Raw genomic sequence first — 14,726 nt, 5'->3', positions numbered from 1 at the left:
GCCGATCAGGAAACATCCAGTGCAATTAGTTAGCCTGAAGTTAACTATTTTCGAATGGTTGAGATCCACGGGCATCCCGGCGAGCTGTAAATGGGGGGAACCGCCGGGGCTGCTTTTTCCACGAACTAAGGACGATTAATGAGCAACCGCAGTGCAACCGCCACCTCCGGCGGACACGCCCGCCACGACGGTCAAATCCTTGATGCGCTCGATGTTGATTCGCTGAGGGCAAAGTACAAGCAGGAACGGGACCGGCGGATCCGGCCCGACGGCGCCACGCAGTACCAGCCGGCCACGGGAACCTTCGGCTACTACGCCACTGATCCGTACACCGAGCGAACTGAGCGCGAGCCGCTCACCGACTCCGTCGAGGTCCTGGTGGTCGGGGGCGGATTCGGCGGCTTGCTCACCGGTGCCCGCCTGCGCCAGGCCGGCGTCGAGGACATCCGCATGATGGATGAGGCCGGCGACTTCGGCGGCACCTGGTACTGGAACCGCTACCCCGGCATCCGCTGCGACATTGAGTCCTATCTGTACCTGCCGCTGCTTGAAGAAGTAGGCGCGATGCCCAGCGAGCGGTACGCCCCGGGCGAGGAGATCCGCCGGCATGCCGTGGCCATCGCCAAGAAATTCGATCTGTACCGCGACGCCGTCTTCCACACCCGGGTCAGCAGCCTGACCTGGGACGAAGAGGCCCTGGAGTGGATCGTGCAGACCGACCGCGGCGACACGATGCGCGCCCGCCAGGTCATTACCTCCTCCGGAACCCTGACGCAGCCCAAGCTTCCGGGCATCCCCGGCATTGATTCCTTCAAGGGCCACACCTTCCACACCAGCCGATGGGACTACGGCTACACCGGCGGGAACCAGTTCGGCGGGCTGTCAAAGCTGGCCGACAAGAAGGTTGCCGTGATTGGCACCGGAGCCACGGGCATTCAGGTGATTCCCATGGTGGCGCGCGACGCCGAGCAGCTCTTCGTTTTCCAGCGCACCCCCTCCTCGGTGGATGTCCGGGACAACCGCCCCACCGATCCGGAGTGGGCAGCGTCCCTGAAGCCCGGCTGGCAGCAGGAGCGGATGGACAACTTCCTCTCCGTTATCTCGGGCGAGCCGGTGGAAGAAGATCTTGTCGGCGACGGCTGGACTTCCACGGCGCAGCTCCAGCGCAAGATGATCAGCGGTTCCGTTGACACGACCGTTTCGGCAGAGGAACGGGAACGGATCGACGAGCTGGTCGACTTCGCCAAGATGAACGAGATCCGTGCGCGGATCGGCGCTGTGGTGTCCGATCCCGCCACCGCCGAAGTGCTTCAGCCCTGGTACCGCTACATGTGCAAGCGGCCCACCTTCAGCGACTTCTACCTGGAGGCGTTCAACCGCCCCAACGTTACGCTGGTCGACACAGCGGACTTTGGCGGCATTACGCGCATGACGGAGACCTCCATCGTGGTGGGCGACGTCGAATACGAAGTGGACTGCGTCATTTTCGCCACCGGGTTTGAGGTCGGCGTCTCGGGCGTGACCTCCGGTGCCATGCCCGTCACCGGCCGCGGCGGGCGCACGCTGCTCGAGGCCTGGAGCCGGGGGCCGAGGACGCTTCACGGCTTCTATACCAACGGCTTCCCCAACCTCTTCCACCTGGGCCCGATGCAGAACGCCAACTCCGTCAACTTTGTGCATATCCTGCTCGAACAGGCCAACCACATTGCCGCCGTCATCGCCAAGGGACGCGAGACCGGAGCCGACTACATTGAGCCGACGGCGGAAGCCGAAGATGCGTGGTGCCGGACCATCCAGGAAACATCGAACGACAACAAGCAGTTCCAGGCCGAATGCACACCGGGCTACTACAACCGTGAAGGCAATCCGCCGCCCGTGAGCTTCTCCTTCGGGCCGGGGCCGGTTGTCTTCCACCGCCTGCTCAAGAAGTGGCGTGAAGAGGAAATCCTTGACGTCCTGGCCGTCAAGGAGAGCCAGCGCGCTTAGGAAACAAAGAATGTAAGGAGCCGACAACGAAACAAGGACTCCGGACGGCGATCGCCGTCCGGAGTCCTTGTCTTCATCGCGTTTTTGTTCGTGTTCTCCGTCGCTGACCTGGAGAGAAAGTTAGCGCCCGACCTTGCCAAAGAGCGAGGCGATGGGAGCCAGAATCAGCGGGCGGGCCGCAAACCACGCTCCAACCATCACGAGCAGCGAGGCGAAGAAGACCCAGAACCCGAACCAATTCACCGCATCCTGGCCGCCGTACATGTGGTTGAGATTGCGCAGCGCACCGGTTGATAGCACCAGGGCGACGTGCACAATGATGAATCCGACAAAGTAGAACATCACGGGGAGGTGGATGGCCCGCGCCACTTCGATCGGATAAAGGGTGCTCAGCCGCTTGGCCTTTGAAGGCCACAGGTCCGACATCCGGAACCCGCTGGCGGCAGCCAGCGGCGCCGCGATGAAGATGGTCACGAAGTAGGCAAGCACCTGCAGGCTGTTGTAGTTCACCCAGCCATTCTCCGTGGGCCAGTCCAGCGAAAGGTACTGCAGGGCGGCCGAAAGGGCGTTGGGGAAAACGTCCCAGCTCGTGGGAACCACCCGCATCCACTGCCCGGTAACGGCGAGCAGAACCACGAAGATTCCCCCGTTGACCAGCCAGAGAAGGTCCAGTGACTGGTGCAGCCACAGGGTGATGCTGATCTTCTTCGGATTCTTGCCCCAGCGCGGCGTCCAGGATGCCGGCGGCTTCCGCTGCGTCCGGACCTGCCAGCCCGAGCGAATAATCAGGACCATGAAGAAGGCATTAAAGAAGTGCTGCCAGCCAAGCCAGCCCGGCAGCCCGACGGGGGCGTCATGCGGGAGGTGGCTTTCACCCGGGTACTGGGCGATGAAGCCCTGCACGGAGTCCTGGGTGACGAGCCATCTGGCCACCAAAACGGCGATGGCGAAAAGGGCGAGCAGCGCAGCAGTCGCGAGACCGCCCCGCGCGAGCCTGCTGCGCCCGGACGCGGCAGCGCCGGCCTTTGCTGCAGGTTTTGCCGTCGTTTTCCCTGCCGGATTGGCTGCCGCGGCGGCGGAGGCAGCGCCTGCAGCCGGAGCCTGGGTCCGAGCACCGGACGCTGAAGCAGAACCCGAAGCTGAACCTGACGGGGCACCGGCAGGAGAAGCCGACGGCGTCCCGCTGCCTCCGGCGGCCGGGCGCGGCATACCCTGACGTCGCCCCGGCACTGCCGGAGCCGGTGTGGCGGTTGCCGCTGGTGTGGCCGCCGCCCCTACTCCGCTTCCATTGGCGGCCGAAGAGACTGCCGGCGCGGGGGCGGTGCTGGTCCCGGTGGCAGCGCGGGGCAGGCCCTGACGCCTGCCTGCCGGCGCAGCAGCCGGTGCTGCGCCGGCAGGCACGGCACCGGCTGCTGCGGTGTTATCGGATGCGGGCGTCACTGGTGTTGCGGTTTCTGGTGTTACTGGTGTTACTGGTGTTGCTGTTGCAATGTTCTCCTGCTTGTCCCCCGCCTCGCCGGCGGGAGCGCCGGGAACTCGGGGAAGGCCCTTCCTCACCATGGAACTATCCCCGCTTCGATTCGATTGCTTTGACCAGCTGGGGTACTACCGTGAACAGGTCGCCCACCACGCCGAAGTCGGCGATTTCGAAAATCGGAGCATCGGCGTCCTTGTTGATGGCGATGATCGTCTTGGCGGTCTGCATTCCGGCGCGGTGCTGGATGGCACCGGAGATGCCGAGCGCGATGTAGAGCTGCGGGGCAACCGTCACTCCGGTCTGGCCGACCTGGAGGGTTTGCGCCACGTACCCGGCGTCCACCGCTGCCCGCGATGCTCCGACGGCTCCGCCAAGCGCATCGGCAAGACTCTCAACGAGGGCGAAGTTCTCACCGGATCCCACGCCGCGGCCGCCGGAGACGACCACCTCGGCGCCGCGCAGTTCGGGGCGCGAGGAGGCAACGATTGTCTCTTCGTAACTGTTGATGAGGGCGTCGGGTGCTCCGGACGCAGCCACAGCCAGCAGCTCTGTTTCGGCGTCCTGCGCGGCGGCCCGCACGCTCGACGACCCCTGGCGCAGCGTGATCACGAGAGTTCCGGCAGCAGCGGCGGAGTCGACGGAATAGGCGCCGCCGTAAACGCTGTGGTGGGCGACTACTCCCTCCTCATCACGGGAAACACCGACGGCATCCGCGGCCAGGGACGAGCCGGAGCGTGCCGCAAAGCGTGCAGCGGCATCCCGGCCCTGGATGGAGTTCGAGACCAGCACGGCCTCGGGCGAGACGGCCGCAGCGGCCGCGCTGAGTGCATCGACCAGCGGCGAGACCACGGCCGTGTCGAGCTCGGCTGATTCACTGATCATCACGTAACCCGCGCCGAGTGCCGCCAGCTCAGCGCTGAGCCGGTCCGCGTTGCCTGGCGCCGCGACGGCGAGTGCTACGGGCGTGCCCACGGTTGAGGCCGCGCCAATGACCTCTGCTGCGCTGGAGCGGAGCTGGCCGGCCGGTGAGACATCGACGAGCACGAGAACTGAGTTCGCAGGGTAGGCGGTCATTATGAGCGTCCTTTGATGAGTTGGTTCTGGATGAGGAAATCGGCGATCTGCTGACCGGCGTCGCCGTCGTCCTCAATGCGGATTCCGGCGGTGCGTGCGGGGCGCTGCGCCACCGCGATAATGATGGACCGGCCGGCGTTCTCGTCGACCGCTATGCCCAAATCGGCCAGGGAAAGCGTCTCGAACGGCTTCTTCTTGGCGGCCATGATGCCCTTGAAGTTTGAGAAGCGCGCATCGGGAAGGGCCTCGGTGATCGAGATGACTGCCGGAAGGGCAGCGCTGACCTCGAAGGCGCCCGACTCGATGTTCCTGCGCCCGGCGACGGTCGAGTCGGTGATCTCGACAGTGCTCAGCGAGCTGATGCCGGCAACGCCCAGCAGTTCGGCGAGCATCGAGGGAAGGACGCCGCCTCCCCCGTCGGTGGAGAGGTTGCCCGCGACGACGAGGTCAAACCCGATGTGCCGGATGGCGGCGGCGAGCGTTTCGGCGGTCAATGTCAGGTCTGCGCCCAGCAGGGCGTCGTCGTGAACATGCACGGCGCGGTCCGCGCCCATGGCCAGGCCCTTGCGCAAGCTGTTGGGCACCGTCGCGGGGCCCACTGCAAGCAGGACAACCTCGGTTCCCGGGTTGCTGTCGCGGTGCGTCAGCGCAACCTCGAGGGCCCGCTCGGTGATCTCGTCGAGCACGAGATCGCTGCCGGCCCGATTCAGCAGGCCGGTTTCCAGATCCAGGGTGCGATCGCCCCAAGTATCCGGAACCTCTTTCATTAGTACAACAATTTTCATCATGTGCCCTTCGTCATCGTCGTCAAAGACTCTTTGTTGATGGTCTTCACAACCGCGGTCTCGGCTCGGCGGACCCCGCCGCGATCGTATCCCAGACCTGCCGGTTCTTGTGATTCGTGTCATAGTCCGGGGTCTTGCTTCGACCCTGGGTGCTCATCCGAAGACCGCCAGGCCCTCGGTGAGCACCGGCTGGTCCCCCACCCGGGCGTCGAAGCGGCCGCCCTCCCAGGTGCGCACGGTGATCTCATCCCCGGGGAACACGACGCCGGCAAAGCGGCCGGCAAGCTGGACGAGGTCTGCGGGATGGGCTCCGGCAAGCTCGGCCAGCGGCAGTGTGGCGGATGCCAGCGAGGCGAGGCCGTGCAGGATCGGGCGCTTCTGGCCGATGCGCTCCGCAGCCTGCGGATCGATGTGGATGTGGTGCCGGTCGCCCAGCAAGCGGTACAGCGCCGCCTGATTGGCTACCGTCTGCACGCTTGCGCCGCCGAGGGGTTCCTCGGTCAGGGCTGCGGACTTGGACGGACCGCGGTCCCCGCCAAAACCGCCGAAACCGGGGGCGAACAGGCTCCACGTCGCCACGAAGTACTCACATTCAACGATCACGTTGAACACTGCCGCGGCGCCCTTGTCCCACACCTCACCCACCCGTGCGTTGAGCAGGATCTCCCCTGACCGCGGCAGCGGCTTGAGGACGGCCAGCTCCTGCGATCCGTGTACGGCCCGGTTGTCGAAGGCTCCCTGCTCGGCCAGTACATCCGGTGCCCACTGCGCCAGGGTCAGCCCGAACGAGGGGAGAACACGCAGCCGGTCCTCGAAGACCAGATCAAGGTCGCCGGCCGGGGCGCCGACGGCCAGCGCATAGAGGATGGCGTCGGTTTCGGTATAGCCGACGGTGCGTTCGCCGAGCGCACGCCCGGCCCAGGCGGCGGCCCCGGTGAGCTCAGTGCCGGTGGATCCTGCCCCGGTCAGGTCCGTGCTCATACGCCGTAGACCGGCTCGGGAGTGGCGGCTTTGACGAGCAGCTGCTCGATCGCCTCTCCGGCGGCCGCAGCGTCCCAGCGCTGTCCCGCGTCCTCGGCGGGACCATGGTTCCAGCCCTCCTCGATGCAGATGCGGCCGCCTTCGATTTCAATCACGCGGCCGGTGACGGCGGCGGAGGATCCGCTGGCAAGCCAGGCGACGATCGGAGAAACATTTGCCGGATTCATGGCGTCGAAGCCGCTTTCCGGAATGGCCATCGCCTCAGCAAAAGCGCCTTCGGTCATCCGGGTGCGGGCGGAGGGGGCTATGGCATTCACCGTTACTCCGTAGCGGCCCAGCTCCTGCGCTGCGACGAGGGTGAGCCCGGCGATTCCGGCCTTGGCGGCCGAGTAGCTTGCCTGGCCAACGCTGCCCTGCAGGCCGGCGCCGGACGAGGTGTTGATGACCCGGGCATCGTGCGTCCTGCCGGCTTTGGCCTCGTTGCGCCAGTATTCGCTGGCGTGGCGCAACGGTGCAAAGTGTCCCTTCAGGTGCACCCGGATGACGGCGTCCCACTCCTCTTCCGAGGTGTTCACCAGCATGCGGTCGCGGACAAAGCCCGCATTGTTCACGAGCACGTCCAGGCGTCCGAACGTGTCGATGGCCTGCCGGACCAGCGCGGCCGCCTGCTCGAAGTCGGCGACGTCAGCTCCGTTCGCCACCGCCTCGCCGCCCTCGGCGCGAATCAGCGCCACGACGTCGTGCGCCGGGCCCGAGGCCTCCGCCACGCCGTTGAGGGTGGTTCCCAGGTCATTGACCACGACCTTCGCGCCCTGACGCGCCAGCTCAAGGGCGTGTTCGCGCCCCAGCCCGCGGCCCGCCCCGGTCACGATGGCGACTCGTCCTTCACAGATGCCGGTCATGTCGTGCTCTCCTTTGAGTTGACTGCAATGTTCTGCAGTGTACCGTCTACCAAGCAAATGCTAGGCTATCAAGCAAACGTTAGGTAGGGTCACATTATGGCAATTACATCGAAGATGCACCACGACGGCGTGCGTGCGGTAACCATGGACTATCCCCCGGTCAATGCTCTGCCCGTGGAAGGCTGGTTCGCGATCAGCGAGGCCCTCGACGAAGCAGGCAAGGACCCGGACACCCGCGTTGTGGTCCTGCGGGCAGAAGGCCGGGGCTTCAACGCCGGCGTCGACATCAAGCAAATGCAGGCCACCGATGGCTTCAGCGCCATTCTGGGCGCGAACCGCGGCTGTTACCTCGCCTTCAAGTCGATCTACGAGTGCCCGGTGCCGGTCATCGCGGCCGTGAACGGCTTCTGCCTCGGCGGCGGAGTGGGGCTCGCCGGGAGCGCCGACATCATCGTTGCCGGAGAGGACGCGTACTTCGGTGTCCCCGAGGTGGACCGCGGCGCCCTCGGGGCCGCAACCCACCTCTCCCGCCTCGTGCCGGCGCATCTGCTGCGCACCCTGTACTACACCAGCCGGACCATCACCGCGCAGCGGCTGGCCGAACTGGGCAGCGTGGCCGAGGTGGTCCCGGCCGACCGGCTCGACGCCGCAGCGTTTGCCCTTGCTGAAGAAATCGCCGCCAAGGACACCCGCGTGGTGCGGGCGGCGAAGGAAGCGCTGAACGGCATCGATCCCGTCGATGTCGTGAAGAACTATCGCTGGGAACAGGGTTTCACCTTCGAGCTCAACCTGGGCGGCGTCGCCGACGACCTGCGCGACGACTTCGTCGCCACCGGCCACTCCCCCGCGAAATGACCGGAAAATGACCAGCAAGGTCCTCGATGCCGAGGCGGTCATCGAGCAGTTCACCGACGGGATGACCATTGGCATCGGCGGCTGGGGCTCGCGGCGCAAGCCCATGTCCCTGGTGCGCGCCCTCGTCCGCTCGGGAGTCCGCGACCTGACAATCGTCAGTTTCGGCGGGCCCGACGTCGGAATCCTGTGCGCCACCGGACAGGCCAAGCGCGTGGTTTACGGTTTCGTCACGCTTGACTCGATTGCCATCGAACCGCACTTTGCCGCGGCTCGGCAGGCCGGCGCCGTCGAAGCCGTTGAGCTCGACGAATCCCTGCTCGTGTCGGGGCTCCGCGCCGCCGGGCGGCGGCTCCCCTTCGAGGCGACCCGTTCCGGCCTCGGCGCGGACGCCCTGGCGGGAAACCCGCACATCCGCACGGTCACCTCGCCCTATGACGACGGCGAAGTGCTGGTGGCCATGCCGGCCATTCCCCTCGATCTGGCCCTGGTGCACCTCAACCGCGCCGATGAACTCGGCAACGCCCAGTGCCTCGGGCCCGATCCGTACTTCGACGACCTGTTCGCCCGCGCCGCCGCTCGCACGATCGTCAGCGCGGAGGCGGTGGTGACCACTGCCGAACTCACCCGAAACGCGCACCCCTCCACCCTGCTGCTGAACCGCACCATGGTGGATCACGTGGTTGAGTCACCGCTGGGCGCGCACTTCACATCCTGCCTGCCCGACTACGGCCGTGACGAGGCTTTTCAGCGGGAGTACGCGCAGTCGGCGTCCTCCCCCGATGCCTGGCAAACGTTCCGCGCCCGCTACCTGGATCTGGACGACGCCGCCTACCGGGCGAACCTGGCCGGTGTGCGGTGAACGCGGTTACGCGGGCCGAAGTTGCCGTCACCGCCTGCAGCGATCTGTTCCGCGGCCAGGCCGACATTCTGGCCAGCCCGGCAGGCGTGGTGCCCACCATCGGTGTGCGCCTCGCCCTGTTGACCCACGCTCCCGACCTCATGATCAGCGACGGCGAGTCGACAATCCTCGGCGATGTGCCGGCCGTCGACCGGCCAAGCACAACGCCGGCGGGTTACCTGCCGTACCGTGAGCTGTTCGAATTGATCACCACGGGTCGCCGCCACGTGGTGATGGGCGGGGCGCAGATCGACCGCTTTGGAAACCAGAATCTGTCCGCCATCGGCGAGCATGCCCGGCCGACCCGGCAGCTTCTGGGCACCCGGGCCGCAGCCACCAACACCGTGAACCACGCCACGAGCTACTGGATCCCCCGCCACAGCCGCCGCAACTTCGTCGAGAACGTGGACTATGTGACCGGCATCGGCACCGACCGCGCCCGTGCCGCCGGCACCGCCGCCCGGTTCCACCGGCTGCACCAAGTTGTCACGAACCTCGGCGTCCTGGATTTCAGCGGACCTGATTCCAGCATGGCGCTGGTGTCGCTGCACCCCGGGGTAACCCTCGAGGAGATCCAGGCCGCGACCGGATTCCCGCTGCACAGTGCGGGCCCCGTCAGCACCACCCGCCTTCCCGATGAGCGCGAACTGCATCTCATCCGGGAGGTTCTCGATCCCCGGAACCGCAGAGAACAAGAGGTCCCTTCATGAGCACCGCAAACCGCATCTCCACCCCCCTCACCGAACTCACCGGCGTCGACCATCCCATCGTGCAGACGGGGATGGGCTGGGTGGCCGGGCCCCGGCTGGTTTCCGCCACGGCGGAGGCGGGGGCCTTGGGCATTCTTGCCTCCGCCACGATGACGCTCGCCCAGCTGGAGCAGGCCATCGTTGCGGTCAAGAGCCGCACAGATAAGCCTTTCGGGGTCAACCTGCGCGCCGATGCGGCCGATGCCCCTGCGCGGGCCGAGCTGCTGATCAAGTACGGCGTCAAGGTTGCCTCCTTTGCGCTGGCACCGAAGCGCGAGCTCATCGACAAGCTCAAGGAGAACGCAATTGTCGTGATTCCTTCGGTTGGCGCAGCGCGGCATGCCGAAAAGGTGGCCGCCTGGGGTGCAGATGCCGTCATGATCCAGGGCGGGGAAGGCGGCGGGCACACCGGCGCCATCCCCACGACGCTGCTGCTGCCCACTGTCGTCGATGCCGTCGACATCCCCGTCATAGCGGCGGGAGGCTTCTTTGACGGCCGCGGTCTTGCTGCAGCCCTTGCCTACGGCGCCGTCGGCATCGGCATGGGAACCCGGTTCCTGCTCACCAGCGACAGTTCGGTGCCCGAGGAAATCAAACAGCGCTACCTCACCTTCGGCCTCGACGGAACTGTGGTCACCACCAAGGCCGACGGCATGCCGCACCGGCTGCTGCGCACCGAGTTCGTTAACGGGCTGGAGGACACCGGAAGGCTGCGGCAGCTGCTGCCCACCCTGCGCCGCTCCCTGCAGTTCAAGGAGCTCTCCGGGCAGTCCTGGCTGGAGATGGCACGGGACGGTTTGTCGATGAAGCGAGGCACGGGCCGGAGCTGGAATCAGATGATGCTGGCCGCCAATACGCCCATGCTCCTGAAGGCCGGGCTCGTTGACGGCGACACCTCCGCCGGCATGCTGGCTGCCGGGCAGGTGGTCGGGGTCATCGACGAATTGCCGTCGTGCCAGGAGCTGGTCGATCGCATCGTCGACGAGGCGGTCCTGCGGCTGAAGGCGGCCAGCGGAGCCGTTCTCGTCCAGGGCTAACCGCCCGTTACACTCCATAAGGCAATGTGTGACTCCGGATACACACTGCCGTTTGTGTCAGTCTCAACATCAAGGAACACACTCAATGAACGTCATGAAGAACTCCCTCACCGCATTGGCCCTCGCCGGGTTGCTGGGCATGACCGCCTGCTCCACCGACGCTGCCAAGGGTGAGGCTGCAAGCACCTCGGCAACCGAGACGGCCTCCGCCTCAAGCGAGCCCACGGAAAGCTCCTCCGCCTCCGCCTCGAGCAAGCCCAAAGAATCCGCCTCCGCCTCGAGCAAGCCCAAAGAATCTTCCTCCGCCTCTCCGAATGCGTCCGAGACCAAGTCCAAGGACCTCCAGGACCAGCTTGCAGCGTTCGGTGAAGAGTGGACGTATGAGGATGGACTGACCGTGAAAGTCTCCTACCTCGGAGGCGCGACAGCGAGCCAGTATGCTTCGGGTGCAGAAGCCACCGGAGGCCAGCTGCGCCTGTTCGAGGTGAGCATCACCAACAACAGCGAAGAGATCTTTGATCCCGCCATGTTCAACGCCTCCGTCAATTACGGTGCCGAAGGCACCGCCGGCAAGCGCGTCTTCGACACGGGCAGCGGCCTTGAGGGTCAGTTCCAGGGCAAGATCCTCCCCGGCGGCACCCAGACGGTGAAAATGGGGTACGCGGTTCCGAACGATGCCCCGCTGGACCTGCTGGTGACCACAAGCCCGAGTTGGGACCATGAGGAGAAGCTGTTCCACGGCGAAGCCGTCAAGCCGTAGCCTTCCCCTCTGCAGCACGGAAAAGGCGGCCCGCATCCGGAAGATGCGTGCCGCCTTTTCCGTACCCGGGTGACGTGCGTCAGAGGCGCTCGATGATGGTGACGTTGGCCTGGCCGCCGCCCTCGCACATCACCTGCAGGCCGAACCGTCCGCCGCTGCGCTCCAGCTCGTTCAGCAGCGTGGCCATGATGCGGGTGCCCGTCGCACCGATGGGGTGGCCGAGCGCAATGCCGCCGCCGTTGACGTTGATCTTGTCCCTGTCGATGTTCAGTTCCTGCGCCCAGGCGAGCACGACGGACGCGAACGCCTCGTTGCATTCGAACAGATCGATGTCGTCGACCTTCATGCCGGCGCGCTCCAGCGCGTAGCGGGTGGCGCGGATCGGTCCGGTCAGCATCCAGACCGGATCATCGGCGCGCACCGAGATGTGATGGATGCGGGCGCGCGGCGTCAGGGAGTGCGCAGCCACGGCGCCTTCCGAGGCAATCAGCAGGGCGCTGGCTGCGTCGCTGATCTGCGAGGCCACGGCCGCAGTGATCCGGCCGCCCTCGGTGAGCGGCTGAAGCGCCGCCATTTTCTCCAGTGACGTCTCCCGGCGGGGGCCCTCGTCATGGGCAAGCCCGGCGATCGGAACGATCTCCTTCGCGAACCGTCCGCCGTCCGCAGCGGCGACCGCGCGGCGGTGGCTTTCCAGCGCGAAGGCCTCCATGCTCTCCCGGGAGATGTTCCACTTTTCGGCGATCATCTCCGCCGAGCGGAACTGCGACACCTCCTGGTTTCCGTAACGCGCCACCCAGCCGGGCGACTCGGCAAACGGAGTGGTGAAGCCGTACTGTTGGCCGGCGGTCATCGCCGCTGAAATCGGAATGGCCGACATGTTCTGCACGCCGCCGGCCACAATCAGGTCGGCGGTTCCGGACATCACTCCCTGAGCGGCGAAGTGCACGGCCTGCTGGCTTGATCCGCACTGCCGGTCAATGGTCACGCCCGGGACGTGATCGGGCATTCCGGCGACCAGCCAGGCGGTGCGGGCGATGTCGCCGGCCTGGGAGCCGAGCGTGTCGGTGCAGCCGAAGATGACGTCGTCAACGGCGCCGGGATCGATGCCGGTGCGCTCAACGAGTGAGGAGATGACGTGGGCGCCGAGGTCTGCGGAGTGGATGCCGGCGAGCGAGCCGCCGCGGCGTCCCCCCGGAGTGCGGACGGCGTCGATGATGTATGCGGTAGTCATGGCAAAGTCCTCTCAGGCCTGCTGGCTGCTTACGGACACGACTTCACCAGTCATGTAGGACGAGTAGTCGCTGGCGAGGAACACCATGACGTTGGCGATTTCCCACGGTTCGGCAGCCCGGCCGAACGCCTCACGCGCGGTGAGCTGCTCCAGCAGTTCGTCCGACGTGACCTTGGCCAGGAACGGGTGCATGGCCAGGCTCGGTGACACGGCGTTGATGCGGATTCCGTGCGGCGCGACGTCGAGCGCGGCCGAGCGGGTGAGGGCCATGACGCCTGCCTTGGCTGCGGCGTAGTGGGCCTGCTCCTCCTGGGCGCGCCAGCCAATGACCGAGGCGTTGTTGATGATGACGCCCTTGGTTCCGTTGCGAACCATGCGGCGCGCCGCGGCACGCACACTGCGGAAGGTGCCGGTGAGGGTCACGTCCAGGACCTTGGACCACTGCTCGTCGGTCATTTCCAGGATGGAAACGCTGCCGCCCAGGCCCGCATTGTTGATCATCACGTCGACGCCGCCGGCCTCCTCGGCGGCGTCGAGCAGCGCCTCGACCTGCTCCTCCACAGTGACGTCGCAGACGGCCCAGCGGACCCGCTCGGTCCCGAACTCCGCGCCGAGCTCGGCGGCGGATGACTCCAGCCTTCCGGCGTGCGTGTCTCCGAGCACCACCAGGGCGGCGCCTTCTTCGAGGCAGCGGCGTGCTGCCGCGGCGCCGATGCCGGCACCCGCCGCGGCGGTGACGACGACGCGCCGGCCCGTGAGCAGCCCGTGGGCGGGAACATAGGCGGGAACGGGTTGTGCGATGCGCGAGGAACTCATGCGCGTGCCTCCTTTGGCAGTCCGAGCACACGCTCGGCGATAACATTGCGTTGAATTTCGTCCGAGCCGCCATACAGGGTGTCGGCGCGGCTGAACAGGAAAAGGGTCTGCAGCGCGTCGAGCTCGTAGGGCTCCGCAGCGACGGTGAGGCCGCCCGGACCGGCGACGGCCATGGCGAGTTCGCCGAGCGCCCGGTGCCACGGCGCCCACAGCAGCTTGGTGATGGAAGCCTCGATGCCCTGCTCGCCGCTCAGCGTTCGCAGCCCGTGCAGCCGGAGCATTTCCAGCCCCATGTGCGCCGAGACAATCTGGTCCTGAATGATCGGGTCCTCGATCGCACCGTTGCTGCGGGCCAGGTCGACGACGGCCTCCAGTTCCCGCTGGAACGCGATCTGCTGCGCCAGCGTGGAGACACCGCGTTCGAAGCCGAGGGTGCCCATGGCGACCGACCAGCCGGAACCCGGCGCGCCGACAACGAGGTCTGCAGCCGTCACGGCGCTGTCGAAGAACACCTCGTTGAATTCCGAGGTACCCGTCAGCTGCAGGATCGGCCGGATCTCGACGCCGGGCTGGTCCATCGGCACGAGCAGGTACGAGAGCCCGTCGTGCTTGCGCGGGCCGGAGTCGGTGCGGGCGATGACGAAGCACCAATCGGCGTGGTGCGCCAGGGACGTCCAGACCTTCTGCCCGTCAATCACCCACTGCCCGTCCTGAAGCCGGGCCTTGGTGGAGACGGCGGCCAGGTCCGAGCCGGCTCCGGGCTCTGAGTAGCCCTGGCACCAGAGTTCCTCCACCGCCACGATGCGGGGAAGGAAGCGGGCCTGCTGCTCCGGAGTGCCGAACGCGATCAGCGTCGGGCCGAGCAGTTCCTCACCGAAGTGGTTAACCCGTGCCGGAGCATCCGCCTTGGCGTACTCCTCATGGAAGATCACCTGCTGGAGCAGGCTCAGCCCGCGCCCGCCGTGCTCCTTCGGCCAGCTGACACAGCTCCAGCCGTGCGCGGCAAGGTGGCGGTTCCACTCGAGGCGTTCCTCGAAGGCCTCATGTTCACGGCCGGATCCGCCGAGGCCGCGCAGCTGCGCAAACTTGCCGACGAGATTGGATTCCAGCCACGCTCGGATCTCCTGACGAAACTCGTCGTCTTCCACTGAATAGATCAGATCCACGAAACACCT

14 protein-coding genes are annotated in these 14,726 nt (G+C 66.4%); 6 read left to right on the top strand and 8 right to left on the bottom strand.

The window, feature by feature from the left end:
- Positions 1-138 precede the first annotated feature (138 nt).
- Positions 139-1,986, top strand: a complete 1,848-nt coding sequence (locus QNO00_RS00450; protein WP_284023236.1) for a flavin-containing monooxygenase — start codon at positions 139-141, stop codon at positions 1,984-1,986.
- A 120-nt stretch (positions 1,987-2,106) separates the two neighbouring features.
- Here the strand turns inward: QNO00_RS00450 and QNO00_RS00445 are convergent, their stop codons facing one another.
- The 5 genes from QNO00_RS00445 to QNO00_RS00425 all read right to left on the bottom strand — a co-directional run bounded on the left by QNO00_RS00445 (position 2,107) and on the right by QNO00_RS00425 (position 7,205).
- Positions 2,107-3,195 carry a cytochrome b/b6 domain-containing protein gene (locus QNO00_RS00445; RefSeq protein ID WP_284023235.1) on the bottom strand — a complete coding sequence of 363 codons (1,089 nt, stop codon included), beginning with the start codon at positions 3,193-3,195 and terminating at the stop codon, positions 2,107-2,109.
- Between the two features lie 355 nt (positions 3,196-3,550).
- A complete protein-coding gene (locus QNO00_RS00440; RefSeq protein WP_229965920.1) occupies positions 3,551-4,537 on the bottom strand; it encodes an electron transfer flavoprotein subunit alpha/FixB family protein in 987 nt (328 codons plus the stop codon).
- On the bottom strand, positions 4,537-5,322 hold the full coding sequence (locus QNO00_RS00435; protein WP_284023234.1) for an electron transfer flavoprotein subunit beta/FixA family protein: 786 nt from the start codon (positions 5,320-5,322) through the stop codon (positions 4,537-4,539). Before QNO00_RS00435 ends, QNO00_RS00440 begins: the two co-directional genes overlap by 1 nt.
- Before the next feature lie 153 nt (positions 5,323-5,475).
- Positions 5,476-6,303 carry a MaoC/PaaZ C-terminal domain-containing protein gene (locus QNO00_RS00430; protein WP_284023233.1) on the bottom strand — a complete coding sequence of 276 codons (828 nt, stop codon included), beginning with the start codon at positions 6,301-6,303 and terminating at the stop codon, positions 5,476-5,478.
- Positions 6,300-7,205, bottom strand: coding sequence for an SDR family oxidoreductase (locus tag QNO00_RS00425; RefSeq protein WP_284023232.1), 906 nt, complete (start codon positions 7,203-7,205; stop codon positions 6,300-6,302). The genes QNO00_RS00430 and QNO00_RS00425 overlap by 4 nt, the downstream gene beginning before the upstream one ends.
- A gap of 96 nt (positions 7,206-7,301) precedes the next feature.
- Between QNO00_RS00425 and QNO00_RS00420 the strand changes: the two genes are divergently transcribed.
- The 5 genes from QNO00_RS00420 (at position 7,302) to QNO00_RS00400 (ending at position 11,504) form a co-directional block, all read left to right on the top strand.
- Positions 7,302-8,060, top strand: a complete 759-nt coding sequence (locus QNO00_RS00420; RefSeq protein ID WP_284023231.1) for an enoyl-CoA hydratase family protein — start codon at positions 7,302-7,304, stop codon at positions 8,058-8,060.
- 7 nt (positions 8,061-8,067) lie between these two features.
- The gene (locus tag QNO00_RS00415) at positions 8,068-8,919 is read left to right on the top strand and encodes a CoA transferase subunit A (RefSeq protein ID WP_229965925.1); all 852 of its coding nucleotides are present in this window, start codon (positions 8,068-8,070) and stop codon (positions 8,917-8,919) included.
- Positions 8,916-9,668 carry a CoA-transferase subunit beta gene (locus QNO00_RS00410; RefSeq protein ID WP_229965926.1) on the top strand — a complete coding sequence of 251 codons (753 nt, stop codon included), beginning with the start codon at positions 8,916-8,918 and terminating at the stop codon, positions 9,666-9,668. The genes QNO00_RS00415 and QNO00_RS00410 overlap by 4 nt, the downstream gene beginning before the upstream one ends.
- Complete coding sequence (locus QNO00_RS00405; RefSeq protein WP_284023230.1) at positions 9,665-10,744, top strand: NAD(P)H-dependent flavin oxidoreductase; 1,080 nt, start codon at positions 9,665-9,667, stop codon at positions 10,742-10,744. Before QNO00_RS00410 ends, QNO00_RS00405 begins: the two co-directional genes overlap by 4 nt.
- An 85-nt stretch (positions 10,745-10,829) precedes the next feature.
- Positions 10,830-11,504 (top strand): hypothetical protein, encoded by a 675-nt coding sequence (locus QNO00_RS00400; protein WP_284023229.1) that lies wholly within the window; start codon positions 10,830-10,832, stop codon positions 11,502-11,504.
- A 79-nt stretch (positions 11,505-11,583) separates the two neighbouring features.
- On the opposite strand, the gene QNO00_RS00395 is transcribed toward QNO00_RS00400, so the two are convergent.
- The 3 genes from QNO00_RS00395 to QNO00_RS00385 are packed head-to-tail and all read right to left on the bottom strand — an operon-like array spanning position 11,584 to position 14,717.
- Positions 11,584-12,735 (bottom strand): acetyl-CoA C-acetyltransferase, encoded by a 1,152-nt coding sequence (locus QNO00_RS00395; RefSeq protein ID WP_229965929.1) that lies wholly within the window; start codon positions 12,733-12,735, stop codon positions 11,584-11,586.
- Positions 12,736-12,747: 12 nt separating this feature from the next.
- On the bottom strand, positions 12,748-13,551 hold the full coding sequence (locus QNO00_RS00390; protein ID WP_229965930.1) for an SDR family oxidoreductase: 804 nt from the start codon (positions 13,549-13,551) through the stop codon (positions 12,748-12,750).
- Positions 13,548-14,717: an acyl-CoA dehydrogenase family protein gene (locus tag QNO00_RS00385; RefSeq protein WP_284023228.1), complete on the bottom strand. Its 1,170-nt coding sequence runs from the start codon at positions 14,715-14,717 to the stop codon at positions 13,548-13,550. Before QNO00_RS00385 ends, QNO00_RS00390 begins: the two co-directional genes overlap by 4 nt.
- Positions 14,718-14,726 lie beyond the last annotated feature (9 nt).

The organism is Arthrobacter sp. zg-Y1219, assembly GCF_030125545.1.
Lineage (GTDB): Bacteria > Actinomycetota > Actinomycetes > Actinomycetales > Micrococcaceae > Arthrobacter_B.
This window is presented reverse-complemented; position numbering and strand designations above follow the sequence as displayed.